Consider the following 24,074-nt stretch of genomic DNA (forward strand, 5'->3'; position numbering starts at 1 on the left):
GGTCCACCACGACGTAGAGGGACGGACAGGCCGCCGACTAGCCCGACGCGGCTCCTCGCATGGTCGCCCGCACCACCGCGACCGCCGCCGGGAGCGGGTCGGTCCACGGGACCCACGAGATGCGGGGGTCCTTGCGGAACCAGCTCTCCTGCCGCCGCACGAACCGACGGGTGCTCTGCACCGTCGACCGCCGCGCCTCCGCCTCGTCGAACCGGCCGTCGAGCAGGTCGAGCACCTGGGCGTAGCCGAGCGCGGACCGGGCGGTCCGGCCCTCGCGCAGCCCCTCGCCGACGAGCCGCTCGACCTCGGCCACGAGCCCCTGCTCCCACATCCGGTCGACCCGCACGGCGATGCGCTCGTCGAGGGTCGCCCGGTCGCAGTCGAGCCCCACCTGGACGGTCAGCGGGTCGGCGTACTCCAGCCGCGGGAGGCTCGCGCTGAACGGGCGGCCGGTCAGCTGCACCACCTCGAGGGCGCGTACGACGCGGCGGCCGTTGGTCGGCAGGATGCGCTCCGCGGCCTCCGGGTCGGTCCGGGCAAGCTCGGCGTGCAACGCCTCGGGCCCCTCGGCCTCGAGCCGCTCCTCCAGCGCGCGCCGCACCGTGGCGTCGGTCCCGGGGAACTCGAAGCGGTCCACGACCGACCGGGTGTAGAGAGCCGACCCGCCGGCCAGCACCGGGAGCCTCCCCCGCCCGCGGATCTCGGCGACGGCGTCGCGCGCCCACCGCTGGAACTCCGCGACCGACGCCGGCTCCCGCACGTCGAGCACGTCGAGGAGGTGGTGCGGGACCCCTCTCCGCTCCTCCACGGTGAGCTTGGCGGTCCCGATGTCCATCCCGCGGTAGAGCTGCATCGCGTCGGTGTTGACCACCTCGCCGTCGAGCTCCTCGGCCAGGCGCAGCGCCAGCTCGGACTTGCCCACCGCGGTCGGGCCGACGAGGGCCACGACCGGCAGGTGCGAGGAGCCGTCGGACACGCCCGCGATTCTCCCATCGCGCTAGGTTGGGTCGACGTCCAGCACCGAGCTGAAGGAGATCGCGATGGGGTTCCTCAACAAGGCGAAGGCTGCGGCCGAGCTCGCCGTGGACAAGGGCGGCGACAAGGTCGGCGACGCGGTGGACAAGGGTCTGGAGCAGGTCGACAAGCGCACCGGCGGCAAGCACGGCGACCAGCTCGACCAGGCCGGTGACCGGGCCAAGGACTACCTCGACGGTCTCGACGGCAAGGACGACGACATCCGCAACCGGTGAGCCTCCCCCGCTTCCAGGTCGTCCCGGCCGCCTACCTGCTGCTCACCCGACCCGCGGAGCGGGGCACCGCGGTGCTCCTCCAGCTCAGGGGCGCCGGGGCGTCGTACATGCCGCACCACTGGGCCTCCGGGGCCGCCGGCCACGTGGAGTACGGCGAGTCCGTCGCGGTCGCGGCCGCCCGCGAGGCCGAGGAGGAGCTCGGCATCCAGCTCGCGACCGAGGACCTGCGTCCGCTGTGCGCCCTGCAGCGCACCGAGCCCGGCAACCCCGACCCGATCGAGCAGCGGGTGGACTTCTTCCTCACCGCGTCACGGTGGGTCGGCGAGCCGACGGTCCGGGAGCCGGCCAAGTGCGAGCGGCTGGGCTGGTTCACCCTCGACGAGCTGCCGTCGCCGGTCGTGCCGCACGAGGAGCACGTCCTGCGGCTGCTGGCCTCCGGCGACCTCCCGCCCGTGCTGAGCCTCGGTTTCTGAGCCTGCCCGGTCGGGCACGATCCCAGTCGTGAGCGACGAGAAGAAGGACAAGCCGGAGACCACCGAGGACCTCAAGGACTTCCTCAACAACGACCCCGAGGACCTCCCCGAGGCCCAGGTCGACGACATCCCGACCGCGCCCGGCGGAGCGGACGCCGACGTCAACGAGTCCGACGTGGGCCGTGGCGAGGCCGACGACCTCGTCACCCGCGACCAGCCGCTCTCCGCCCAGACCGACGAGGACCAGGTCCCCGACGAGATCCAGAAGCCCGGCGCGGACGCCGACAAGCACGACGACACCGCCGAGGACGAGGAGCCGCAGGAGGACGAGGGCACCGAGGCACCGGACTGACCGGCACCCTCCCCCGACTGTGGTGGACCCCACCGCGGTGACGGTTGCCTGCACCGCGGCTCAGCGGGAGCCTGGAGACAGAGAACGTGGTCTCCATGACCCAGCACCTGAGGCGCCGGAGCGTGTGAGCGGCTCTGCTCCTGGCGGTCACCACGGCGGCCATCGCCCTCCGCACCACCGTGGGCGAGCCCGGTGGTGGCGGTGCGGTGTGGGACCAGCGCAACCTGGTCTGGCGTGACGCGGACGTGCTGGTCGCGGTCACCGTCGCGGAGATCGCGTCCCCGGGCGTCGGACGAGTCCTCGACGAGGCGGCTGTCCTGAAGATCCCCGACGCGGTCGAGGGCCCCCCCTGCCTAGCCGCAGCCGTTGACCGCCGAGAGCGGGGCCGGCACCCCGACGGTCGGCAGTCCCAGCAGGACGCCGGGCGCGGCCAGGCCCTCGCGGGCCCCCCACGCGTCGCCTGAGCGTGTCCGCCGCACGGACCGCACGGGGGCGTCGGAGACCAGGTGGTGCGGGGCGGCGTAGGTCACCTCGACCTCGACGACGTCGCCGGGGCGGACCTGCTCCTCCGGTGCCATGAAGTGCACCAGCCGGTTGTCCCGGGCGCGCCCACTGAGCCGTCGGGTCGCCGCGTCCTTGCGGCCCTCGCCCTCGGCGACCATGAGCTCGACGGTCCGGCCGACCCACTTCTTGTTCTCGGCCCACGCGATGTCCTCGACCAGTGCGACCAGCCGCTCGTACCTCTCCTGCACCACGGCCTTGGGCACCTGGTCCTCGAGGACGGCGGCGGGCGTGCCGGGGCGCTTGGAGTACTGGAAGGTGTAGGCCTGCGCGAAGCGAGCCTCCTCGACCACCCGCAGCGTCTCGGCGAAGTCCTCCTCGGTCTCGCCGGGGAAGCCGACGATGATGTCGGTGCTGATCGCGGCGTCGGGCATCGCGGCGCGGACGCGCTCGAGGATGCCGAGGTACTTCGACTGGCGGTAGGAGCGCCGCATCGCGCGCAGCACCTTGTCGGAGCCGGACTGCAGCGGCATGTGCAGCTGGTGCATCACGTTGGGGGTCTCGGCCATCGCCGCGATCACGTCGTCGGTGAACTCCGCCGGGTGCGGCGAGGTGAACCGCACCCGCTCGAGGCCCTCGACCTGCCCACACGCGCGCAGCAGCTTGCCGAACGCGAGCCGGTCACCGAACTCGACGCCGTAGGCGTTGACGTTCTGCCCCAGCAGCGTGACCTCGCTGACGCCGTCGGCGACGAGCGTCTCGATCTCGGCCAGGATCTCGCCGGGCCGGCGGTCCTTCTCCTTGCCGCGCAGGCTCGGGACGATGCAGAACGTGCAGGTGTTGTTGCAGCCGACGGAGACCGAGACCCACGCGGCGTACGCCGACTCGCGCTTGGTCGGCAGCGTCGACGGGAAGACCTCGAGCGACTCGAGGATCTCGACCTGGGCCTCCTCCTGCACGCGCGCCCGCTCCAGCAGCGTGGGCAGGGAGCCGATGTTGTGGGTGCCGAACACCACGTCGACCCACGGGGCGCGGCGGGTGATCTCGCTGCGGTCCTTCTGCGCCAGGCAGCCACCGACCGCGATCTGCATGCCCGGCCTGCCGGCCTTGACCGGGGCCAGGTGACCCAGGTTGCCGTAGAGCCGGTTGTCGGCGTTCTCCCGCACCGCGCAGGTGTTGAACACGACCACGTCGGCCTGCTCGCCGGCGGGGGTCGCGACGTAGCCGGCGTCCTCCAGCAGCCCGGTGAGGCGCTCGGAGTCGTGGACGTTCATCTGGCACCCGTAGGTGCGGACCTCGTAGGTGCGGGGCTGGGTCTGCGGGCTGCTCATGACCGCACCAGGGTACGTCGGTCATTAGTCGAGGGTCCGCTTGGGCATCGCGTCGTGCCGCGTGCCGAGCCGTGAGAACGTGTGGAGCTCGAAGGGTCGTGCGGCGGGCTGCGAGGCGCGCAGGCACGAGGCCGGCACGACCGCGCTCACCCGGTCGACCCGGGGGCGCCAGGAGACCTGCAACCCCGGGCACCGGGTGCGGGTGGCGACCGGCTTGTCGCTGTCCTCGAGGTCGTTGTCGACGAAGTAGACCCGGGCCACCGTCCGGCCGTCGACCCGCCTGATCGCGATGCGGTCCCAGGCGGAGGTCAGGGGCCAGATCTCGAAGGCGACGAAGGTGCGCGAGGTCAGCTCGCGCACGGTCGTGCTGAAGGTCGCGCGCTCGCGCGTGATCGAGTAGGTCGAGGCCTTCAGGTCGATCACCCTGGGCGCGTCACCCACCTTGTCGGTCACGGTGGCGCGGTTGGGGAGGTCCGCCTGGGCGGCAGGGAGCGTGGAGAGCGCGAGGCCGGCGCTGAGCAGGACGGCCGAGAGCGTGCGTGCTGGCGTCATGCGCGTGACGCTAGCCCGCCCGCAGGCCGCACCGGGCGGGACGGAGGTCCCGCGACTCAGGCGTAGTCGTAGGCGTCCAGCGGGAACCGGCCGGCCTCGCGCAGGGCGTTGAGCGTCGAGGTCGGGCGCAGCAGCGTCGCCTCGCCGTGCTGGTTGAAGTAGTAGCTGTGGGCGCCCTCGCAGGACCCGAGCGCGAACACCGTGTCGGCCACGCGGTCGGTCATCCGCTCGAGGAACTCGTCGTTGGCCTCCTGCGTCACCTCGAACACCGTCGCGCCGCGCTCGCGCATGCCGGTGAAGAGCCGCTCGACGTGCTTCATCTGGCTCTCGATGGTGGTGAAGTAGGACAGGCCGCTGTAGGAGTAGGGGCTGTTGAGCGAGACCAGGTTGGGGAACCCCGGCACGGTCACGCCCTCGTAGGCCTGGAAGCGGTGGTCGCGCCACCACTTCCCGAGGTTGCGCCCCTCGCGGCCGAGGACCTCGAACGCCGGGAAGTTCACGTCCCACAGGTTGAAGCCGGTCGCCAGCACCAGGGTGTCCACGTCGGTGCGCCGGCCGTCGGCCGTGACCAGCCCGCGCTCGTCGACCCGGGCGATCGGCTCGGTCTCGAGCGTGACGTCGGGGCGGGCCAACGTCGGGAACCACTCGTTGGAGAACGTCGGCCGCTTGCAGCCGAAGGAGTACGACGGCGTCAGCCGACGGCGCAGCTCGGGGTCGCGCACCTGGCGGGCCAGGTGGGCCCGGCACATCAGCTCGGCCGCGCGGTTGAACGCCGAGAGGTTCTTGTAGTGCAGGACCCCGCCGACCATGAGCGCCTCGAGCAGCGCGCTGCCGCCCCAGCGGACCAGCCGCTGGGTCAGCGGGAGTGCGGCGAAGACCCGACGGGCCACCGACGGGACGGGGTAGTCGGGCTTGGGCGCGACCCAGATCGGGGTGCGCTGGAAGACCGTGAGGTGCTCGGCGACGCGTGCCAGCTCAGGCACGAGCTGCACGGCGGTGGCGCCGGTGCCGATCACCGCCACCCGCTCCCCCGTCAGGTCGGCGCTGTCGTCCCAGTCGGCGGTGTGGACCAGGCGGCCGGCGAAGGACTCGATCCCCGCGATCTCGGGCAGCCTGGGCTGCGAGAGGAAGCCGGTGGCGGTGAACAGCCAGCGGCCGGAGTGGACCGACCCGTCGGAGGTCGAGACGTGCCAGCGCTGGGCGTCCTCGTCCCACACCGCGGCGCTCACCGAGGTGCCGAACACCATGTGCCGACGCAGGTCGTAGCGCTCGGCGACGTGCTCGGCGTACGCCTTGAGCTCCTTGCCCGGCGCGAAGAGCCGCGTCCAGTGCGGGTTGGGCTCGAAGGAGTAGGAGTACGTCGAGGACGGGATGTCGACCGCGAGTCCCGGGTAGTGGTTGACGTGCCAGGTGCCGCCGAGGTCGTCCTCGCGCTCGAGGATCACCAGGTCGTCGATGCCCAGGCGCTTGAGCTGGATCGCGGCGCCCATGCCGCCGAACCCGGCGCCGACGATGACCGCGTCGTGCATGTCCATGTGGGATACCCCCGGTATCTGAGTGGGCCCACCATAGGGTCTCCCCGTGCCACGCGTCCACGACCTCACCGACGAGATGCTCGCCTTCTGGGCCGAGCGCCACCTGTGCACCGTCACCACGCTGCGCGCCGACGGGCGGCCCCACGTCGTGCCGCTGGGGGTCGCCCTCGACCCGGTCGCGCACGTGGCCTGGGCGATCACCTCGCCCTCCAGCCAGAAGGTCGCCAACCTGCGCCGCGACCCTCGGATCGCGGCCTGCCAGGTGGACCGGGCGCGCTGGGCGACCCTCGAGGGGCGCGCTGAGGTGCGCACCGACGCCGCGTCGGTCGCCGAGGCGGTCGAGAGGTACGCCGGCCGCTACCGCCAGCCGCGGGACAACCCGGACCGCGTGGCCCTGCGCATCGAGCTGGACCGGGTCATCGGGAACGTGTGAGCCCGCGGCCTCCTGCACGTGGCCACGGGCTCACCTGCGCGAGTCCGGACCTACCGAGCTCGCGGATCGAGGATGCGACCCGCCCCGAGATGCGCGTCGCCACCAGACCTTGTGTACCCGGCGCCACAGGCGTGAACCTCACCCCCAGGGGTGCATCAGTGGGCCGGGCTCGACCTCACGCCTCGTCGCTGGAGGTGCTGTAGACGACCCGCTCCTCGACCTCGACGTGACCCTCGTCCTCCAGCGGCGCGAGGGGCTCAGCGGCCGAGGCGTCCGCGCGGAGCGCCTCGCCGACCACGTCGACGGGCGGCTCGACCTCCCGAGCGGGACGGTCGAGGGTGAGCACGACCTCGGGCTCGTGCGCCTGGGGCTCCTCCGCGAGGTCCGGCGCCGCTTGGTCGTGGGTGGGCTGGGCGGTCGGGCGCTCGTCGGCGGCCGCCTGATCCCGGTCGCCGTGCAGGTGCTCGACGACCTGGCGCGGGACCCAGGTGAGGGTCGAGACAGCCAGGTGGACGGGACCGGCGAGCGGACCGGGCAGGTGAGCGGTCACCGACGCCGTCACGGTGTCGGTGAGGTCGATGGCCTTGGACAGCAGCATGGTGCTCCTTCGCGCGGGGTGGACGGGCGCCTGCAACAAGCGGCCCCGTGCACCACGTACCCGTGCCCCGGTCCGGCAAGCCACCCGGAGGGGGGCAATGCCGGGCCGGGGCACGGGGCGGAGACGCTCAGGACAGCGACGGCGTCACTTGGGCTGCATGCGGATGCCGCCGTCGACGCGGATCGTCTCGGCGTTCATGTAGCTGTTGGTCACGACCTCGACCACCATCGAGGCGAGCTGCTCGGGGTCGCCGAGCTTCTTGGGGAACAGCACGCCCTTCTCCAGGTTGGCCTTGAACGCCTCGCTCGCCTCGCCCTCGCCGTAGATCGGGGTGTCGATGAGGCCGGGCGCCACGGTGTTGACCCGCACACCGATCGCCGACAGGTCGCGGGCGATCGGCAGCGTCATGCCGACGACACCGCCCTTGGACGCGGAGTAGGACGCCTGGCCGATCTGGCCGTCGAAGGCGGCGACCGAGGCGAGGTTGACGATCGCTCCGCGCTCGCCGGTATCGTCGAGCGGCTCGGTGCGGCTCATCGCGGTCGCGGCGAGCCGGATCGCGTCGAAGGAGCCGACCAGGTTGATCGCGATGACCTTCTTGAAGGCGTCGAGGTCGGCGGCAGAGTCGTAGCTGCCGTCCTTGCCGACGGTGCGCTGGGCCCACCCGATGCCGGCGCTGTTGACCAGCACCCGCACGGGGCCGAGCTCCTCGGCCTTGTCGACGGCTGCCTTGAGGTCGTCGGTCGAGGTCACGTCGACCTTGACGAACGCGCCGCCGATCTCCTCGGCGACCTTGCCGCCGAGCTCCTCGTTGAGGTCCGCGACGACGACCTTGGCCCCACGGGCGGCCAGCTGGCGGGCGCATGCGGCGCCGATGCCCGAGGCGCCGCCGGTGACGACTGCACTTGCTCCGGTGATGTCCATGGCGGGGAGGCTACTGGTCCCGGGCCGGCTTGGGGGTGACCCACAGCCGGATGACCCCCTCGATCACCACGGTGCCGTCCTGGCGGACGCCCTTGACCCGCACGGGCAGATCGGGGTCCTCGCTGTCCCACTGCTCCTGGTCGGTCTCGGCGATGCAGCGGATGTCGGTGGTCGCCTTGGCGGTGTAGGTGACCTCCATGCCCTTGGGGATCCATCGCTTGTCGCGCGGGATCGTCACCTCGGCCAGCGCCCCCATCGCGGCCTCGAGCCCGTTGCACAGCGCGATCGCGTGCACGGTGCCGAGGTGGTTGTGGACCGCACGGCGCTTGGGGATGACCAGCTCGGCGTAGTTGGGCCTCAGGTCGATGAAGCGCGGCTTGATCGTGGCGAAGTAGGGCGCCTTGCGGGCGAAGGCCAGCGAGAACAGCTGCTGGCCACGCGGCACCTTGGACAGGCCCTGGTACATCTCGAGGACGGACGGCATGCCGCGATGCTACTGGCGAGTAACTAGGCGCGCCAGAGCGCCTGCGTCACGTCCAGTCCTCGGGATCCGGCTCGTCGCCGGCCTGTGCCGCGCCCACCACCTCGCGCACCACCGCGAACGCCAGCCCCGGCGAGTAGCCCTTGCGCCCGAGCAGGCCGACCAGCCGGCGCACCTGGGTCTGTTCGTCGAGGGTGGACATCGAGCGCAGCTTGCGCTGCGCCAGGACACGGGCCGCCTCACGCTCGCTGTCGTCGCTGACGCCCTCGAGCGCCTCGTCGATGACGTCCTGGGCCACGCCCTTGCGCCGCAGCTCGACCCCGAGCGCCCGCCGGGCCAGCCCGCGGCTGGCGTGCCGGGACTGGGTCCACTCGCGGGCGAAGGAGGCATCGTCGACCAGCCCGACCTCCTCGAACCGGTCGAGCAGCGGCCCGGCCACCTCCTCGGGCACCTGGCGCTTGGCCAGCTTGCCGGCCAGCTCGGCGCGGCTGCGTGCCTGGCCGGTCAGCTGGTCGAGCAGGATCTTGCGGGCGACCGCCTCGTGGTCGGCCTCCGGCCCGCGCTCCTCGGCGTCGGCCGGGGCCTCGCGCGGCGGCGGGGTGAAGGGGCGCGAGCCGCGCGAACGGCCCGCTCCCCTGCCACGACCTGCCACGCTCAGAAGGTGACGTTGGTCGGCTCGCCCGGCACGTCGGCCACCTCGTCGGTGAGCTGGGGCCCGACTCCGAGCTTCTCGAGGATCTTCTTCTCCAGCTCGTTGGCCAGGTCGGGGTTGTCCTTGAGGAAGGTGCGGGCGTTCTCCTTGCCCTGGCCGAGCTGGTCGCCCTCGTAGGTGTACCAAGCGCCGGCCTTGCGGACCAGGCCCGCCTCGACACCCACGTCGATCAGGCCACCCTCGCGGCTGATGCCCTTGCCGTACATGATGTCGAACTCGGCCTGCTTGAAGGGCGGGGCGACCTTGTTCTTCACGACCTTGACCCGGGTGCGGTTGCCGACCATGTCGGTGCCGTCCTTGAGGGTCTCGATGCGACGCACGTCGAGGCGGACCGAGGAATAGAACTTCAGCGCCCGGCCACCGGTCGTGGTCTCGGGCGAGCCGAACATCACGCCGATCTTCTCGCGCAGCTGGTTGATGAAGATCGCGGTCGTGCCCGAGTTGTTGAGCGCACCGGTCATCTTGCGCAGCGCCTGGCTCATCAGTCGGGCCTGCAGGCCGACGTGGCTGTCGCCCATCTCGCCCTCGATCTCCGCGCGCGGCACGAGGGCGGCCACGGAGTCGATGACGATGAGCGACAGGGCGCCGGAGCGGATCAGCATGTCGGCGATCTCGAGCGCCTGCTCACCGGAGTCGGGCTGCGAGACCAGGAGGGCGTCGGTGTCGACACCGAGCGCCTGGGCGTAGTCGGGGTCGAGCGCGTGCTCGGCGTCGATGAAGGCGACGATGCCGCCGGCGGCCTGGGCGTTGGCCACCGCGTGGAGGGCGACCGTCGTCTTGCCGGAGGACTCCGGGCCGTAGATCTCCACCACTCGGCCGCGCGGCAGGCCACCGAGACCGAGGGCCACGTCGAGCGAGATCGCACCGGTCGGGATCACCTCCAGCGGCGCGCGGGTCTCGTCACCGAGGCGCATGACCGAGCCCTTGCCGAACTGCTTCTCGATGTTGGCCAGGGCCATGTCCAGGGCCTTGTCGCGGTCTCCCACTGCCATCGCTGTCATCCCGTCTGGAGGTCCGCGCGACCTGTGGCGCGGAGCTGGTGTGCTGTGTCGTGGTCGACCCTAGGAAGCCCCGCCGACAGATTCCGTCGGCGCTCGCGGCCTGGGGAGAAGTCGGGGGTCCCGCCCTCGGGTCGGTGACCTGTTCGCCACCCTAGCCCGAACACGTGTTCGACTCCGGCACCCGCCGATCGGCGTGTCGACGGCTCGGTGCAGGCGGCCGGAGCCCGGGTCGGTCCCGGGTCAGTCCCGGGTCAGTCCCCGGTCCGGGCGGTGCCGCGGGTCGACGGCGTCGAGCCACGCGACGCACCCGTCCGCAGCGGGCAGCGGCGCGCGTGCCACCGCGTCGGCCAGGACACCCTTGAGCCGCTCGAGGTGGGCGGCGAACGACGCGAACACCGCCGCCTGGTCGACCCCTCCCCCGGTCTCGACCCCCGCGTCGAGGTCGGTGACCAGCGCGACCGTGGCGTAGCAGAGTCCCAGCTCGCGGGCCAGGACGGCCTCGGGGTGCCCGGTCATGTTGACCAGCGACCACCCCTGCGCGGCGTAGGACCGCGACTCGGCGCGCGTGGAGAAGCGCGGCCCCTCGATGACCACCATCGTCCCTCCGTCGACGGCGCCGGGCGCCGCGTCGAGGAGGGCCGAGCGCAGCGTCGGGCAGTAGGGGTCGGCGAACGGCGCGTGGGCCGCGCCGCTCTCGACGAAGGTCTGGACCCGGCCGGAGGTGCGGTCGACCAGCTGGTCGGGCACGACCAGCGCCCCTGGTGGGGTGGTCTCCTGCAGGCCGCCGACCGCGCACGGGGCGAGCACCTGCCGGACTCCGAGCGAGGCCAGGGCCCAGAGGTTGGCGCGGTAGTTGATCCGGTGGGGCGGGAACGCGTGGCCGGCACCGTGGCGCGGGAGGAACGCGACCTCCCGGCCACCCACCGAGCCCAGGGCGAGCGGGGCCGACGGGGCGCCGTACGGCGTGTCGACCTCGACCTCGCGCGGCTCGTCGAGGAAGGAGTAGAAGCCGCTGCCGCCGATCACGGCCAGGGTCGGTGAGCTCACGCACGCACCCTAGGAGATCGGCGCGGGCACGGGCCGGACCCGGAGCCGGACCGCCGCGACCAGCACGCCGGCGACGAGCAGTGCGGCGAAGACGTTGAGGACGGCATAGCTGGTCAGGTCGACCACGACCCCGCCGGCCGCCCCGGCGACGGCCGCGCTGAGGTTCATCACCAGGTCGGCCGAGCCCTGCACCCGGGTGCGGTGGGCGATCGGCGTGGCGTCGGTGAGCAGCGTCGAGGCGGCGACCGTGCAGGCGGACCAGCCGACCCCCAGGAGCAGCAGCCCGACCCCGATGACCAGCGAGCCGCCCTCGGGCGACAGGCCGGCCAGCAGGCAGGCCACCAGGAGCAGCACGCCGCCCAGCCCGAGCAGCGGGGTGCGCCCGGCGTGGTCGGCGACCCAGCCCATCGCCGGGGAGAAGAAGTACATGCCGAGCACGTGCACGCTGATCACCAGTCCGATCAGCTCGAGCTCGGCACCGCCGTGGTCCATGTGGAGCGGGGTCATCACCATCACCGCGACCATCACCGCGTGCGAGGCGCTCATCGCCAGGACCGCCCACCCGATCGCCGGGGTGCGCCGGACCAGCTCGAGGAAGCCGGGGACCTCCCCGGCCGGCTCGTCACGCGTCGCCGCGTCCTCGGCCGCCAGGGCGAGCGCGGTCTGCAGCGGGTCGGGGCGCAGCAGGACCAGCCCGACCACGGCCGCCAGGCCGACCACGACCGCGGAGAGGAGGAACGCGCCGGTCAGGCGCGGGAGGCCCAGGTCGACCGCCGCCGCACCGGCAGGTCCGACCAGGTTGGGACCGAGGACCGCGCCGAAGGTGGTCGCCCACATCACGGTCGCCACCGCACGCGCACGGTGGTCGGGCTCGGCGAGGTCGGTCGCGGCGTAGCGGGTCTGGTAGTTGGTCGCACCCGTCGCCCCGAGCAGCAGGCCACCGAGGACGAGGACGGGGTAGGAGCCGACGGCACCTCCCAGCACGCAGGTCAACGCGCCCGCCCCGCCGATCGCGTAGCCCGTGACCATGCCGACCCGCCGGCCGTGGCGGCCCATGAGCCGGGCCAGGAGGTAGGACGCCAGGGCCGTGCCCACGACCTGCGCGGTCTGCACCAGGCCGGCCAGCGCCTCGGAGCCGGAGACGTCGCGGGCCAGGACGGCCGCGACGGCGATGCCGACCGAGATGCCCAGCCCGCCCAGGGCCTGCGAGGCGACCAGGACCCGCAGCGTGCGCCGCTGGAGCTGTGCGACCTCGGGAGGCGTCACCTCTCCGACTCGGGCAGCTCGAGCCGCTCGACCACGGCCCGCCAGACCTGCTTGGGGCTCAGGCCGTCGGCGAGCGCCTGGTCGACCGTGCGCCCGCCCAGCGAGGCCATCACCTGCTGGCTCGACCACACCGGGGCATAGCTCTCCCCCAGGGCGGCGGACATGCGGGCCCAGAACTCGGTGTGCCTCATGGGTCAAGCCTGCCGGAGGCCCTCACGGCCGCATGACCCGGTCGAGCCGGCGCGCGGCGATGCTGATGCCGATCGCGGCCATGACGAGGAGGTAGGCCACCGAGGCGAGGGAGGCCCAGCCCGGGGCCCCGGTCGACAGCTCGCGGACGAGTGCGACGGCGCGGTACATCGGGGTGAGCTCGACCACCCAGCGCAGGGCGTCGGGGTAGGTCGTGACCGGGAAGAAGATGCCCGAGAACAGCACCATCGGCATCATCACGAGCTGGATGTACTCGAAGTCCTGCCACGAGCGCATGAAGGTGGTGAGCGCGAAGCCGACCGCGCTGGTCGCCAGGCTGACCAGGATCGTGGCGGGCAGCGCGAGCACGACCCACCAGGACCCGGCGAGCCCGAGCACGCCCATCGCGGCCAGGAACACCGCGGAGTAGACCGCCCCGCGGGTCGTCGCCCAGGCCAGGTCGCCGCGCACGATGTCGCCGGTGGTCAGCGGGGTCGCGAGCATCGCGTCGTAGACGCGGTCGTACTTCAGCTTGAAGAACACGTTGAACGTGGAGTCGATGATCGCGCCGTTGAGGGCGGTGCTGGCCAGCAGTGCGGGGGCGACGAACTCGGCGTAGGACAGCTCGCGGCCACCGACCTCGAAGCCGCTGACCAGGGCGCCGACACCCACGCCGATGGACGCCAGCCACAGGAAGGGCTCGGCGAGACCCGCCACGAAGAGCTTCCAGATGCGGCGGAAGACGGTGAGGTTGCGCTCGAAGACGGCTGAGGGGCCGCCCGAGACGCGGGCCTGGGCGGTGGGCGTCGTCATCAGACCACCAGCCTGCGGCGCAGCCCGCTCACCGCGAGCAGGTAGCCGACGACCAGCAGCACGACCAGCACGAGCAGGTGGCCCCACAGCACCGGGTCGGCGACGTCGCGGGTGCCGAGGGCGAACCCGCGTGCGGCCTGCACGGCGTGCCAGAGCGGGGAGAGCTTGGCGATCCACTCCACGGCGTCGGGCAGGTTGGACACCGGGAAGAACGCGCCCGAGAACAGGAACAGCGGGAAGATGCCCAGCCGGAACATCAGCCCGAAGTTGCTCTCGCTGTGGACCCGCACGCTGTAGGCGAGGAACAGCGAGGTCGAGGTCGCCCCGGTGAGCACGCCGACGAGCAGCGTGGCGACCACGGCGCCGGTGTCGTCGAAGATGCCGAACGGCACGAGCACGGCGACGAAGACCGTGACCGAGAGCGCCGTGCGGGCGGTGACGTCGGCGATCGCGCCCGCGGCGATCTCGGCCACGCTGATCGGCGTCGCGACCATGGAGTGGTAGGTGCGGTCCCACTTGAGCGCCCCGAGCACGGGCCACAGCGACTCGGCCGCGGAGAACTGCATCGCCGCGGCGCACAGGAGCCCGGGCGCGACGTAGTGGAGGTAGGACTCCCCGCCGAGCCGCGCGGAGGCGCCGGCGCTGGCATCGACGTAGTCGCCGAGCAGCACGCCCATCGCGAGGAGGTAGAGGAAGGGCTGCAGGAACGCCGAGACCACCGACGCGCGCCAGGTGCGGCGGTAGCGGGTGAGGAAGTAGGTGCGCAGGCGCCACACCATGCGCGGGGAGGGCACCAGGCTCTCGCCGCGAGGTGGGGCGGCGGAGCGGGCGGCGGTGAGCGCCATCAGTCGACCAGCGTCCGGCCGGTGAGGCGGAGGAAGACGTCCTCGAGACTCGAGCGGCGCACCAGCGTCGCCGCGGGCTGGAGCCCGGCCTCGTGCACGCGTGCGAGGGTCGCCTCGCCGTCGTGGGTGTAGAGCAGCAGCCGGTCGGGCAGCACCTCGACGCGGTCCACCCCCTCGACACTGCCGGCCACCCGCTCGGCGATCGGCGCGTGGTCGCCGACCCCGAACCGCAGCTCGGCCACCTCGCGGGTGCTGTGCGCGCGGATCAGGGCGAGCGGCGCGCCCTCGGCCACGATCAGGCCGCCGTCCATCACCACGAGCCGGTCGCACAGCTGCTCGGCCTCGTCCATGTAGTGGGTGGTGAGCACGAGGGTGACGCCCTGCTCCTTGAGCCGGAACAGGCGCTCCCAGACCACGTGGCGCGCCTGCGGGTCGAGGCCGGTCGTGGGCTCGTCGAGGATCAGCAGGTCGGGTTTGTTGACCAGGGAGCGCGCGATCGAGAGCCGCCGCTTCATGCCGCCGGAGAGGTTGTCGACCTTGGCGTCGCGTCGGTCGGAGAGCTGGACGAAGTCGAGCAGCTCGCCCGCCCGCTCGGCGCAGGTGCGGCGCGAGAGGCCGAAGTAGCGGCCGTAGACGGTGAGGTTCTCCCAGACCGTGAGCTCGTTGTCGAGGGCGTCCTCCTGCGGGCAGACCCCGAGCCGCGCGCGCACCGCGGGACCGTGGGTGGTGGGGTCGAGGCCGAGCACCCGCAGGGTGCCGCCGGTGGGGTCGGAGACCGCGCAGACCATGCGCATCGTCGAGGACTTGCCCGCGCCGTTGGGACCGAGGAAGCCGAACGCCTCGCCCTGCTCGATGCGCACGTCGATGCCGCGCACCGCCTCGAACCCCTCCGCCCCGTCGGTGCCGGCGAACCTCTTGCGCAGCCCGACCGCCTCGACCATCGCGCTGCTGCCGGGAGGGGGCGCCGCGCCTGCGGGTGTGGCCGAGGTGCGGGTCAGGTCGGGCATGGGTCCGAACATAGCTGCGAGCACGGACAGTCCTCACCCCGGTTTCCCCATGTACGACGGCCGGGCCGGCCGGCGGCCGTCGTACGCCCCCGGGACTGTCGGTGCCCTCGGGCAGGATGGTCCCCATGCCGCCAGCCGCGCCCCCGGCCGCGTCCTCCGCCACGGTCACCGACCCGGCCTCGGTCCTCTCCGAGGCCGGCTTCAGCGACGCCACCCGGGCCTGGTTCGAGACCTCGTTCGCCGCCCCGACCCCGGCCCAGGACGGCGCGTGGCGGGCGATCGCGGCGGGTCACAACGCCCTCGTCGTGGCCCCGACCGGGTCCGGCAAGACGCTCAGCGCGTTCCTGTGGTCGATCGACCGGCTGGCCTCCTCGCCCCCGCCCGAGGACAAGCGGCTGCGGTGCCGGGTGCTCTACATCAGCCCGCTCAAGGCGCTGGCGGTCGACGTCGAGCGCAACCTGCGCGCCCCGCTCACCGGCATCCGCCACGCCTCGGCGCGGCTCGGGCTGCCGGAGCCCGACCTGACCGTCGGGGTCAGGTCCGGCGACACCACCGCGGCCGACCGGCGACGGCTCTCCACCACGCCGCCCGACATCCTCATCACCACGCCCGAGTCGCTGTTCCTCATGCTCACCTCCCAGGCGCGCGAGGCCCTGCGCGGCGTCGAGACGGTGGTGCTCGACGAGGTGCACGCGGTGGCCGGCACCAAGCGAGGCGCCCACCTGGCGCTGTCCCTGGAGCGGCTCGACGCCCTGCTCGACCGTCCCGCCCAGCGCATCGGTCTCTCGGCGACGGTCCGACCGATCGAGGAGGTCGCCCGCTTCCTCGGTGGCGGGCACCCGGTCGACATCGTCGCGCCGCCCTCGACCAAGGAGTGGGACCTGCGGGTCGTGGTGCCCGTCGAGGACATGGGCGAGCTGGGCTCGACCGGCGCGGTCGAGCTCGAGGGCTCCGCGGCGGGCTCCGAGCGCCGCACCTCGATCTGGCCCTACGTCGAGGAGCAGGTCGTCGACCTGATCGCCGACCACCGCTCCACCATCGTGTTCGCCAACTCCCGCCGCCTCGCCGAGCGCCTGACCGCGCGCTTCAACGAGATCGCCACCGAGCGTGCCGAGCTCGCCGAGCTCGCAGCGGCGCACGCGGACGAGGCCGGGGGCGCGGCCGTGGATGGGACTGGACCCCCTGGAGCGACGAAGGAGCGGAAGGGGTGGTTGGCCGCGCCGCCGGCCTCGGTAGCGGGCGCCTCCGGGACCACAGCGGGGGCCGAGGCGGTCATCGCCCGCGCCCACCACGGCTCGGTCTCCAAGGAGCAGCGGGCGATCATCGAGGAGGACCTCAAGGCCGGCCGGCTGCCCTGCGTCGTGGCCACGTCGAGCCTCGAGCTCGGCATCGACATGGGCGCGGTCGACCTCGTCGTCCAGATCGAGTCGCCGCCGAGCGTGGCCTCCGCGCTCCAGCGCGTCGGTCGCGCCGGGCACCAGGTCGGCGAGGTCTCCCGCGGCGTGCTCCTGCCCAAGCACCGCGCCGACCTCGTCCACACCGCGGTGGCGGTCGAGCGCATGCGCGCCGGCGCGATCGAGTCGCTGCACGTGCCCACCAACCCGCTCGACGTCCTGGCCCAGCAGGTGGTCGCCACCACGTCGGTCGAGGAGTGGTCGGCCGACGACCTGTTCGCGCTGTGCCGGCGCGCGGCGCCGTACTCCTCCCTGCCGCGGAGCGCCTTCGACGCGACCCTCGACCTGCTGTCGGGGCGCTACCCCTCCGACGAGTTCGCCGAGCTGCGGCCGCGCATCGTGTGGGACCGCGTGGCTGGCACCCTCAGCGCCCGCCCCGGGGCCCAGCGGCTGGCGGTGACCAGCGGCGGCACGATCCCCGACCGCGGCCTGTTCGGGGTCTTCCTCGTCGGCGAGCGAGCCAGCCGGGTGGGCGAGCTCGACGAGGAGATGGTCTACGAGTCCCGGGTCGGCGACGTGTTCGCCCTGGGTGCCTCCAGCTGGCGCATCGAGGACATCACCCACGACCGGGTGCTGGTCTCCCCCGCCCCCGGGGTGCCGGGGCGGCTGCCGTTCTGGAAGGGCGACCAGCTCGGGCGGCCCGCGGAGCTCGGTGCGGCGATCGGGGCGTTCACGCGTGAGCTCGGCGCGCTGGGCCGCGAGGAGGCGCTGCAGCGGTGCCGCGAGGCGGGGCTCGACGACTGGGCCGCGGACAACCTGGTCACGTTCCTCGACGAGCAGCGCGCGGCGACCAACGTGCTGCCCAGCGACCGCACGCTGCTGGTCGAGCGGTTCCGCGACGAGCTCGGCGACTGGCGCCTGGTGCTCCACTCCCCCTTCGGTGCGCAGGTCCACGCCCCGTGGGCGCTCGCGGTGGGGGCGCGACTGGTCGAGCGCTACGGCATCGACGCCCAGGCCCTGCCCTCCGACGACGGCATCGTGCTGCGCGTGCCCGAGACCGACCAGGACCCACCGGGCGCCGAGGTGTTCGCCTTCGACCCCGAGGAGCTCGACGACCTGGTCACCAGCGCGGTCGGTGGCTCGGCGCTGTTCGCCTCACGGTTCCGCGAGTGCGCGGCCCGCGCGCTGCTCCTGCCCCGCCGCAACCCCGGCCGGCGCTCGCCGCTGTGGCAGCAGCGCCAGCGCTCGGCGCAGCTGCTGACCGTCGCCTCGAAGTACCCGTCCTTCCCGATCGTGCTCGAGGCGGTGCGCGAGTGCCTCCAGGACGTCTATGACGTCCCCGCGCTGGTCGGGCTGATGCGCGACCTCGGCGCCCGCAAGGTCAAGGTCGTCGAGGTGGCGACCAGCCAGCCGTCGCCGTTCGCGCGGTCGCTGCTGTTCGGCTACGTCGCGGCCTTCATGTACGAGGGCGACAACCCGCTCGCCGAGCGGCGGGCCGCCGCGCTCTCGCTCGACCAGGGGCTGCTGGCCGAGCTGCTGGGCCGGGCCGAGCTGCGCGAGCTGCTCGACCCCGACGTGCTCGCCGAGCTCGAGCTCGAGCTGCAGCGGCTGGTCGAGGACCGCAAGGCCCGCGACGCCGAGGGCGTGGCCGACCTGCTGCGGCTGCTCGGCCCGCTGAGCACCGACGAGGTCGCGGCGCGCTCGACTGGCGACCCGCTCCCGTGGCTCCAGGCGCTGCGCGAGTCTCGCCGCGTGGTCGTGGTCCGCATGGCCGGCGAGGACCGCTGGGCCGGGGTCGAGGACGTCCCCCGGCTGCGTGACGCCCTGGGTGTGCCCGTGCCTCCCGGCACCCCCGACGCGTTCGTGGAGTCGGTGGCCGACCCGCTGGCCGACCTGGTCGCGCGCCACGCCCGCACCCACGGCCCGTTCACGACCACCGACGTGGCGACGCGCCTGGGCCTCGGTGTGGCCGTCGTGGCGCACACCCTGCAGCGGCTGGCTGCCCAGGGCCGGGTGCTCGAGGGCGAGTTCCGCCCCGCGGGCGCCGGGTCGGAGTGGTGCGACGCCGAGGTGCTGCGGCGGCTGCGGCGGCGCAGCCTCGCCGCGCTGCGCAAGGAGGTCGAGCCGGTCGAGCAGTCGGCCCTCGGCCGCTTCCTGCCGGCGTGGCAGCACGTCCTGTCCCAGTCCGCCCTGGCCGACGGCACCCGCCGGCGTGGCGACCTGCGCGGGGTCGACGGCGTGCTCAGCGTCGTCGACCAGCTGGCCGGCTGCGCCCTGCCCGCCAGCGCGCTGGAGTCGCTCGTGCTGCCCAGCCGCGTGGCCGACTACGCCCCCGCCCACCTCGACGAGCTGATGTCGACCGGCGAGGTCCTCTGGGCGGGTCACGGCACCCTGCCCGGCACCGACGGGTGGGTCTCGCTCCACCTCGCCGACTCCGCCCACCTCACGCTGCCCGACCACGCGGCGTACGACGAGACGCCGGTCCACCGGGCCGTCCTCGACGCGCTCGAGGGAGGCGGCGCCTACTTCTTCCGCCGGCTGGCCGACTCGGTCACCGCGACGCTCGGGGTCGAGGAGGGGCCCACCGACCAGGCCCTCGAGGCGGTGCTGTGGGACCTGTTGTGGGCGGGCCACCTGACCAACGACACCCTCGCCCCCCTCCGCATGCTGACCTCGGGGGGCCGCGGCGCCCACCGGGCCCGACGGCCCGCCCCGCGCGCCCGCACCACGCGACTGGGTGCCACGCGCGGCGGTGGTCCCCGCATGCCCAGCCGCACCGGCCCGCCGACGATGCAGGGCCGCTGGGCGCTGCTGCCCGACCTCGAGCCCGACGCCACCCGGCGGGCCCACGCCTCGGCCGAGGCGCTGCTCGAGCGGCACGGCGTGGTCACCCGGGGAGCCGTCCAGTCCGAGCGGGTGCCGGGCGGGTTCGCGGGCGTCTACAAGGTGCTCTCGGCCTTCGAGGACTCCGGCCGGTGCCGCCGGGGCTACTTCGTCGACGGGCTCGGTGCCGCGCAGTTCGGCGCCTCGGGCGCGGTCGACCGGCTTCGCTCCTTCACCCGCGTCGACGACGGCGAGGAGGCCCCGATCGTGGCCCTGGCCGCGACCGACCCGGCCAACCCCTACGGCGCTGCGCTCCCCTGGCCCGACCGGGCCGCCGACCCGGCCGACCCACGGGGCGGCGAGGGTGCCGGTCACCGGCCGGGCCGCAAGGCGGGCGCCCTGGTCGTGCTGGTCGGCGGGGCGCTCACGCTCTACGTCGAGCGGGGTGGCCGCACCCTGCTCACCTTCACCGACGAGGCCGCGGCGCTCACCGCAGCGGCCCGCGAGCTGGCCGCCGCCGTGCGCCGCGGGGCACTGGGCCGCCTGACCGTCGAGCGCGCCGACGGCGAGCACATCCTGGGCCGCAAGGACCCGCTGCGCGAGGCGCTGGAGGCAGCGGGGTTCATCGTCACGCCACGTGGGTTGCGGCTCCGTGGCTGAGCAGGAGCGCTCCCGTGCCCGAGGGTGACACCGTCTGGCGCACCGGCGTGCACCTCGACGAGGCGCTGACCGGCCGCGTGCTGACCGAGACCGACTTCCGGGTGCCGGCCTTCGCCACGCTCGACCTCTCCGGCCGTGTCGTGACGGGCACCCTCACCCGCGGCAAGCACCTGCTCACCCGCATCGGCGACGAGCACACCCTCCACACCCACCTCAAGATGGAGGGCTCGTGGCACCTCTACTCCCCCGACACCCGGTGGCGGCGTCCCGACCACCAGGCCCGGGTCGTGCTCCGCACCGCCGAGCGGGTGGCCGTCGGGTTCTCCCTCGGCATCACCGAGGTCATCCCGACCAGCGAGGAGCACACGGTCGTGGGGCATCTCGGGCCCGACCTGCTCGGTGACGACTGGGACGAGGACGAGGCGCTGCGGCGGCTGCTGGCCCGACCCGAGCGGCCGGTCGGCGAGGCGCTGCTGGACCAGGGCAACCTCGCCGGCATCGGCAACATGTACAAGTGCGAGATCTGCTTCCTCCAGGGCATCCACCCCCTGCTGCCGGTGGGCGAGGTGCCCGACCTGCCCCGCGTCGTACGCCGGTCCAAGGCAGTGCTGGAGGCCAACAAGCACCGCGCGGAGCAGACCACGACCGGTGACCTGCGCAAGGGCAGGCGGATGTGGGTCTACCGCCGTGAGCGCCAGCCGTGCCTGCGGTGCGGCACGCGCATCGAGGTGGCCGAGCTCGGCGGGCGGGTCACCCACTGGTGCCCGCGGTGCCAACCGGCACCGTGAGCGGGGCCCGGTCGGTCAGGCCGCGGAGGGGACGACGTCGTCGTCGGTGTGGCCGGTGAGGTTGCCCGACACCTCGGCCGACAGCTCGACCCCGGCGATCTCGTCGGCCAGGCGCAGGCCGATGCGGGTCTCCTCGAGGGCCACCGCGTCGGCGACCTCCGACAGGATCTCGGAGAGCGGGGCGTCGAGGGCCGCGCAGATCGAGGCCAGCAGCTCGCTGGAGGCCTCCTTCTGACCGCGCTCGATCTCGCTCATGTAGCCCAGGCTCACCGCGGCCTCGGCGCACAGGTCGCGCAGCGACCGGCCCTGGTCGAGGCGGCGGGCACGGAGCACCTCGCCGAGCAGACGGCGGAAGAGGACCATCGTGTGCCTCCCTCGGTGCTCGGTGGGTGGGTGCGGGGACCCGGCTGACCTGCTCGCCCGCGCAGGGGGGTAACGCTACTCCAGCCCGACAACTTCCCGCGGACGGTCCCGCAACGTCTCGTCCAGCAGCTGCAGGGCCACCCGCACCGTCGCGGCGCGGACCGTGGCGCGGTCCCCCTCGAGCCGGGGCGAGGAGACGATCGTGCCGGCCGGGCCCGCGATGGCCACGTGGACGGTGCCGGCGGGCTTGCCCTCCTGCAGGTCGGGCCCGGCGACCCCGGTGGTGCTGAGGGCGAGGTCGGCGCCGAGGAGCCGGCGCACGCCCTCGGCCATCTGCACCGCGCAGGCCTCGGAGACCACGCCGTCGGTCTCCACGACCTGCCGGGAGACCCCGAGCACGTCGACCTTGACCCGGGTGGCGTAGGAGACGACCCCGCCGACGTACACCGCGGAGGAGCCGGAGACCTCGGTGATCGTCGCGCCGAGCATCCCGCCGGTCAGCGACTCCGCGGTCGCGACGGTGAGACCGGCCTCGACGAGCCGGCGTACGACGTGCTCCGCCGGCGAGGTCATCTCAGGCGGGCTGCTGCTCGCGCCGGGCGCGCACGGTGTCGCGGACGTAGTCGAGCCCCGTGCCGACGGTGAGGAGCACCGCGGCTCCCATCGCCACCACACCGACCCACCAGCCGATGTCGCCGACGAGGTCCCAGCCTCCGTCGAGCATCTTGAGCGGCATGATCAGCAGGCCGAGGGCCAGGGTCTGCACCAGCGTCTTGAGCTTGCCGCCGCGGCCCGCGGGCAGCACGACGCCCTCGCGGATCAGCCAGAAGCGCATCAGCGTGATGCCCCACTCGCGCACCAGCACGACGATCGTGACGGCCCACCACAGCTCGCCGACGATGCTGAGGCCGACGAACGCCATCCCGGTGAGCGCCTTGTCGGCGATGGGGTCGGCGATCTTGCCGAAGTTGGTGACCAGGTCGTGCTTGCGGGCCAGGTCGCCGTCGACCTTGTCGGTGATCATCGCGACGGCGAACAGCCCGTAGGCGACCCACCGCCACCCGGCGGAGCCACCGTCGTCGACCAGCAGCGCCCAGCCGAAGAACGGCACCATCAGGATGCGCAGGGTGGTCAGCGCGTTGGGGACGTTCCAGTTGCTCGCGGAGCTGCCCGTCGTGGCGTCCACGGTGGCACCGTTCTGGCTCATCGGGGTCCCTCCGTCGGGTTCGGGCCCGCCACCCGGGCGACGAGGTCGACCCCATCGTGACCCACGGCGACCGCATCGACCAGGTCACCCACGGCGAGTCCTTCGATGTCGCCGAGGATCGTGGTGGTGCCGTCGACCTCAGGGCCCTGGTGCTCGGCGCGGCCCTCGACCAGCGGCTCGCCGTCCTCGTCGGTGCCGACGTGCTCCAGGAGCACCTGCAGGGTCTCCCCCACCCGGTCCTCGGCCCGCTGGGAGGTGAGCTCCTCGACCAGGTCGGTCAGGTGCTCCACGCGCTCGCGGATCTCGGCGGCGTCGAGCTTGTCCTCGAAGGTCTCGGCCTCGGTGCCGTCCTCGTCGGAGTAGCCGAAGACCCCGACCACGTCGAGGCGGGCCTCGGTCAGGAAGTCGCACAGGGTGGCGAAGTCCTCCTCGCTCTCCCCCGGGAAGCCCACGATGAAGTTGGACCGCACCCCGGCGAGCGGGCTCTGCGCCCGGACGCGGGCGAGCAGGTCGAGGAAGCTGTCGGGGTCCCCGAAACGCCGCATCCGTCGCAGCACGCGCCCGGAGGCGTGCTGGAACGACAGGTCGAAGTAGTCGGCCACCTCGGGCGTCCCGGTGATGGCCTGGATCAGGCCCGGCCGCGTCTCGGCCGGCTGGAGGTAGGACACCCGCACGCGCGCCACCCCGGGCACGGCGGCCAGCTCGGGCAGCAGCGTGTCGAGCAGCGCGAGGTCACCGAGGTCCTTGCCGTAGGACGTGGAGTTCTCGCTGACCAGGAAGAGCTCCCGCACGCCCTGCTCGGCCAGCCAGTGCGCCTCGGCCACCACGTCGGTGGGCCGCCGGGAGACGAACGACCCGCGGAACGACGGGATCGCGCAGAACGAGCAGCGCCGGTCGCAGCCGGAGGCCAGCTTGAGCGGAGCGGTCGGTCCCCCGTCCAGCCGCCGGCGTACGGCGCGTGGTCCGGTCTGCGGGGCCGCGTCGGCCGGGAGGTCGGGGGCGGCGATGGTGTGGCCCGGCACGACGACCGCGCCGGCGGCGGCTCCTCGCTCGGACGGGCTGATCGGCAGCAGCTTGCGGCGGTCGTGCGGCACGTGGGCGGCCGGTGCCGCACCGGCCAGCACCTCACGCAGTCGGGCCGCGATGTCCGGGTAGTGGTCGAACCCCAGCACCGCGTCGGCCTCGGGCAGCGACGAGGCGAGGTCCTCGCCGTACCTCTCGGCCAGGCAGCCGACGGCCACGACGGCCTGCGCCTGGCCGGTCTCCTTGAGGTCGGCGGCGGCGAGGAGGGTGTCGACCGAGTCCTTCTTGGCCACGTCGACGAAGCCGCACGTGTTGACCAGGACGGCGGTGGCGTCCTCGGGCTCGTCGACCAGGCGGAAGCCGCCCGCCTCGAGCAGGCCGGCCAGCTCCTCGCTGTCGACCTCGTTGCGGGCGCAGCCGAGGGTCACCACCGCGACCGGCGTCGGCTCGGTGGTGGTCGGCGGGACGGCGGGTGCGGGGAAGGTGGAGGAAGTCATGCCCTCACG

At 73.4% G+C, this 24,074-nt stretch carries 25 protein-coding genes; 6 read left to right on the forward strand and 19 right to left on the reverse strand.

Annotation, left to right across the window (positions count from 1 at the left end):
- Window positions 1-37 precede the first annotated feature (37 nt).
- Window positions 38-976 carry a tRNA (adenosine(37)-N6)-dimethylallyltransferase MiaA gene (gene miaA, locus J2S63_RS00210; RefSeq protein ID WP_310297011.1) on the reverse strand — a complete coding sequence of 313 codons (939 nt, stop codon included), beginning with the start codon at window positions 974-976 and terminating at the stop codon, window positions 38-40.
- A gap of 64 nt (window positions 977-1,040) precedes the next feature.
- On the opposite strand from miaA, the gene J2S63_RS00215 reads away from it, so the two are divergent.
- Genes J2S63_RS00215 through J2S63_RS00225 form a run of 3 tightly spaced genes read left to right on the forward strand, consistent with a single transcriptional unit; the run spans window position 1,041 to window position 2,075 of the window.
- Window positions 1,041-1,250, forward strand: coding sequence for an antitoxin (locus J2S63_RS00215; RefSeq protein ID WP_310297015.1), 210 nt, complete (start codon window positions 1,041-1,043; stop codon window positions 1,248-1,250).
- Window positions 1,247-1,723 (forward strand): NUDIX domain-containing protein, encoded by a 477-nt coding sequence (locus J2S63_RS00220; RefSeq protein ID WP_310297018.1) that lies wholly within the window; start codon window positions 1,247-1,249, stop codon window positions 1,721-1,723. The genes J2S63_RS00215 and J2S63_RS00220 overlap by 4 nt, the downstream gene beginning before the upstream one ends.
- Window positions 1,724-1,751: 28 nt before the next feature.
- The gene (locus tag J2S63_RS00225; RefSeq protein ID WP_310297020.1) at window positions 1,752-2,075 is read left to right on the forward strand and encodes a hypothetical protein; all 324 of its coding nucleotides are present in this window, start codon (window positions 1,752-1,754) and stop codon (window positions 2,073-2,075) included.
- A 353-nt stretch (window positions 2,076-2,428) separates the two neighbouring features.
- On the opposite strand, the gene miaB is transcribed toward J2S63_RS00225, so the two are convergent.
- The 3 genes from miaB to J2S63_RS00240 are packed head-to-tail and all read right to left on the reverse strand — an operon-like array spanning window position 2,429 to window position 5,994.
- A complete protein-coding gene (gene miaB, locus J2S63_RS00230; RefSeq protein ID WP_310297022.1) occupies window positions 2,429-3,907 on the reverse strand; it encodes a tRNA (N6-isopentenyl adenosine(37)-C2)-methylthiotransferase MiaB in 1,479 nt (492 codons plus the stop codon).
- Window positions 3,908-3,931: 24 nt separating this feature from the next.
- Window positions 3,932-4,459: a hypothetical protein gene (locus J2S63_RS00235; protein WP_310297025.1), complete on the reverse strand. Its 528-nt coding sequence runs from the start codon at window positions 4,457-4,459 to the stop codon at window positions 3,932-3,934.
- Window positions 4,460-4,515: 56 nt separating this feature from the next.
- A complete protein-coding gene (locus J2S63_RS00240) occupies window positions 4,516-5,994 on the reverse strand; it encodes a flavin-containing monooxygenase (protein WP_310297026.1) in 1,479 nt (492 codons plus the stop codon).
- Between the two features lie 46 nt (window positions 5,995-6,040).
- On the opposite strand from J2S63_RS00240, the gene J2S63_RS00245 reads away from it, so the two are divergent.
- Complete coding sequence (locus J2S63_RS00245; protein ID WP_310297029.1) at window positions 6,041-6,427, forward strand: pyridoxamine 5'-phosphate oxidase family protein; 387 nt, start codon at window positions 6,041-6,043, stop codon at window positions 6,425-6,427.
- A gap of 175 nt (window positions 6,428-6,602) precedes the next feature.
- Here the strand turns inward: J2S63_RS00245 and J2S63_RS00250 are convergent, their stop codons facing one another.
- The 11 genes from J2S63_RS00250 to J2S63_RS00300 all read right to left on the reverse strand — a co-directional run bounded on the left by J2S63_RS00250 (window position 6,603) and on the right by J2S63_RS00300 (window position 15,310).
- Window positions 6,603-7,025 (reverse strand): hypothetical protein, encoded by a 423-nt coding sequence (locus J2S63_RS00250; protein ID WP_310297031.1) that lies wholly within the window; start codon window positions 7,023-7,025, stop codon window positions 6,603-6,605.
- A 144-nt stretch (window positions 7,026-7,169) separates the two neighbouring features.
- The gene (locus J2S63_RS00255; protein ID WP_310297033.1) at window positions 7,170-7,949 is read right to left on the reverse strand and encodes an SDR family NAD(P)-dependent oxidoreductase; all 780 of its coding nucleotides are present in this window, start codon (window positions 7,947-7,949) and stop codon (window positions 7,170-7,172) included.
- A 10-nt stretch (window positions 7,950-7,959) separates the two neighbouring features.
- Entirely contained in the window at window positions 7,960-8,433 is a 474-nt protein-coding gene (locus J2S63_RS00260; RefSeq protein WP_310297036.1) for a hotdog fold domain-containing protein, read from the reverse strand.
- Window positions 8,434-8,479: 46 nt separating this feature from the next.
- Window positions 8,480-9,082 carry a regulatory protein RecX gene (locus J2S63_RS00265; protein ID WP_310297039.1) on the reverse strand — a complete coding sequence of 201 codons (603 nt, stop codon included), beginning with the start codon at window positions 9,080-9,082 and terminating at the stop codon, window positions 8,480-8,482.
- A gap of 2 nt (window positions 9,083-9,084) precedes the next feature.
- A complete protein-coding gene (gene recA, locus J2S63_RS00270; RefSeq protein ID WP_310297042.1) occupies window positions 9,085-10,134 on the reverse strand; it encodes a recombinase RecA in 1,050 nt (349 codons plus the stop codon).
- Between the two features lie 249 nt (window positions 10,135-10,383).
- Complete coding sequence (locus J2S63_RS00275) at window positions 10,384-11,190, reverse strand: S-methyl-5'-thioadenosine phosphorylase (protein WP_310297045.1); 807 nt, start codon at window positions 11,188-11,190, stop codon at window positions 10,384-10,386.
- Window positions 11,191-11,199: 9 nt separating this feature from the next.
- Window positions 11,200-12,456, reverse strand: coding sequence for an MFS transporter (locus J2S63_RS00280; RefSeq protein ID WP_310297048.1), 1,257 nt, complete (start codon window positions 12,454-12,456; stop codon window positions 11,200-11,202).
- A complete protein-coding gene (locus J2S63_RS00285) occupies window positions 12,453-12,647 on the reverse strand; it encodes a DUF3046 domain-containing protein (RefSeq protein ID WP_310297052.1) in 195 nt (64 codons plus the stop codon). Before J2S63_RS00285 ends, J2S63_RS00280 begins: the two co-directional genes overlap by 4 nt.
- A gap of 22 nt (window positions 12,648-12,669) precedes the next feature.
- Window positions 12,670-13,458, reverse strand: a complete 789-nt coding sequence (locus J2S63_RS00290) for an ABC transporter permease (protein WP_310297055.1) — start codon at window positions 13,456-13,458, stop codon at window positions 12,670-12,672.
- Complete coding sequence (locus J2S63_RS00295) at window positions 13,458-14,303, reverse strand: ABC transporter permease (RefSeq protein ID WP_310297057.1); 846 nt, start codon at window positions 14,301-14,303, stop codon at window positions 13,458-13,460. Before J2S63_RS00295 ends, J2S63_RS00290 begins: the two co-directional genes overlap by 1 nt.
- Window positions 14,303-15,310 (reverse strand): ABC transporter ATP-binding protein, encoded by a 1,008-nt coding sequence (locus tag J2S63_RS00300; protein WP_425573314.1) that lies wholly within the window; start codon window positions 15,308-15,310, stop codon window positions 14,303-14,305. The genes J2S63_RS00295 and J2S63_RS00300 overlap by 1 nt, the downstream gene beginning before the upstream one ends.
- Before the next feature lie 125 nt (window positions 15,311-15,435).
- Between J2S63_RS00300 and J2S63_RS00305 the strand changes: the two genes are divergently transcribed.
- The gene (locus J2S63_RS00305) at window positions 15,436-20,187 is read left to right on the forward strand and encodes an ATP-dependent helicase (protein WP_310297060.1); all 4,752 of its coding nucleotides are present in this window, start codon (window positions 15,436-15,438) and stop codon (window positions 20,185-20,187) included.
- Window positions 20,188-20,201: 14 nt separating this feature from the next.
- Complete coding sequence (locus J2S63_RS00310; protein WP_310297062.1) at window positions 20,202-20,975, forward strand: DNA-formamidopyrimidine glycosylase family protein; 774 nt, start codon at window positions 20,202-20,204, stop codon at window positions 20,973-20,975.
- Window positions 20,976-20,990: 15 nt separating this feature from the next.
- On the opposite strand, the gene J2S63_RS00315 is transcribed toward J2S63_RS00310, so the two are convergent.
- From J2S63_RS00315 to rimO, 4 genes are all read right to left on the reverse strand, one after another.
- The gene (locus J2S63_RS00315; RefSeq protein ID WP_310297065.1) at window positions 20,991-21,338 is read right to left on the reverse strand and encodes a helix-turn-helix domain-containing protein; all 348 of its coding nucleotides are present in this window, start codon (window positions 21,336-21,338) and stop codon (window positions 20,991-20,993) included.
- 75 nt (window positions 21,339-21,413) lie between these two features.
- Window positions 21,414-21,911 (reverse strand): CinA family protein, encoded by a 498-nt coding sequence (locus J2S63_RS00320; protein WP_310297068.1) that lies wholly within the window; start codon window positions 21,909-21,911, stop codon window positions 21,414-21,416.
- A 1-nt stretch (window position 21,912) separates the two neighbouring features.
- Entirely contained in the window at window positions 21,913-22,545 is a 633-nt protein-coding gene (pgsA, locus tag J2S63_RS00325) for a CDP-diacylglycerol--glycerol-3-phosphate 3-phosphatidyltransferase (protein WP_310297072.1), read from the reverse strand.
- Window positions 22,542-24,065 carry a 30S ribosomal protein S12 methylthiotransferase RimO gene (rimO, locus tag J2S63_RS00330; RefSeq protein ID WP_310297075.1) on the reverse strand — a complete coding sequence of 508 codons (1,524 nt, stop codon included), beginning with the start codon at window positions 24,063-24,065 and terminating at the stop codon, window positions 22,542-22,544. Before rimO ends, pgsA begins: the two co-directional genes overlap by 4 nt.
- Between the last annotated feature and the right edge of the window lie 9 nt (window positions 24,066-24,074).

The organism is Nocardioides marmoribigeumensis (genome assembly GCF_031458325.1).
In the GTDB taxonomy this organism is placed as follows: domain Bacteria; phylum Actinomycetota; class Actinomycetes; order Propionibacteriales; family Nocardioidaceae; genus Marmoricola_A; species Marmoricola_A marmoribigeumensis.

Bases quoted from the DNA above. Each gene is read 5' to 3' on its own strand.
- J2S63_RS00285 (WP_310297052.1), bottom strand. From the start codon at position 12,647: ATGAGGCACACCGAGTTCTGGGCCCGCATGTCCGCCGCCCTGGGGGAG.
- J2S63_RS00305 (WP_310297060.1), top strand. From the start codon at position 15,436: ATGCCGCCAGCCGCGCCCCCGGCCGCGTCCTCCGCCACGGTCACCGAC.
- recA (WP_310297042.1), bottom strand. From the start codon at position 10,134: ATGGCAGTGGGAGACCGCGACAAGGCCCTGGACATGGCCCTGGCCAAC.
- pgsA (WP_310297072.1), bottom strand. From the start codon at position 22,545: ATGAGCCAGAACGGTGCCACCGTGGACGCCACGACGGGCAGCTCCGCG.
- J2S63_RS00215 (WP_310297015.1), top strand. From the start codon at position 1,041: ATGGGGTTCCTCAACAAGGCGAAGGCTGCGGCCGAGCTCGCCGTGGAC.
- J2S63_RS00300 (WP_425573314.1), bottom strand. From the start codon at position 15,310: ATGCCCGACCTGACCCGCACCTCGGCCACACCCGCAGGCGCGGCGCCC.
- J2S63_RS00315 (WP_310297065.1), bottom strand. From the start codon at position 21,338: ATGGTCCTCTTCCGCCGTCTGCTCGGCGAGGTGCTCCGTGCCCGCCGC.
- J2S63_RS00295 (WP_310297057.1), bottom strand. From the start codon at position 14,303: ATGGCGCTCACCGCCGCCCGCTCCGCCGCCCCACCTCGCGGCGAGAGC.
- J2S63_RS00250 (WP_310297031.1), bottom strand. From the start codon at position 7,025: ATGCTGCTGTCCAAGGCCATCGACCTCACCGACACCGTGACGGCGTCG.
- J2S63_RS00240 (WP_310297026.1), bottom strand. From the start codon at position 5,994: ATGGACATGCACGACGCGGTCATCGTCGGCGCCGGGTTCGGCGGCATG.
- rimO (WP_310297075.1), bottom strand. From the start codon at position 24,065: ATGACTTCCTCCACCTTCCCCGCACCCGCCGTCCCGCCGACCACCACC.
- J2S63_RS00260 (WP_310297036.1), bottom strand. From the start codon at position 8,433: ATGCCGTCCGTCCTCGAGATGTACCAGGGCCTGTCCAAGGTGCCGCGT.
- J2S63_RS00290 (WP_310297055.1), bottom strand. From the start codon at position 13,458: ATGACGACGCCCACCGCCCAGGCCCGCGTCTCGGGCGGCCCCTCAGCC.
- miaB (WP_310297022.1), bottom strand. From the start codon at position 3,907: ATGAGCAGCCCGCAGACCCAGCCCCGCACCTACGAGGTCCGCACCTAC.
- J2S63_RS00255 (WP_310297033.1), bottom strand. From the start codon at position 7,949: ATGGACATCACCGGAGCAAGTGCAGTCGTCACCGGCGGCGCCTCGGGC.
- J2S63_RS00320 (WP_310297068.1), bottom strand. From the start codon at position 21,911: ATGACCTCGCCGGCGGAGCACGTCGTACGCCGGCTCGTCGAGGCCGGT.
- J2S63_RS00235 (WP_310297025.1), bottom strand. From the start codon at position 4,459: ATGACGCCAGCACGCACGCTCTCGGCCGTCCTGCTCAGCGCCGGCCTC.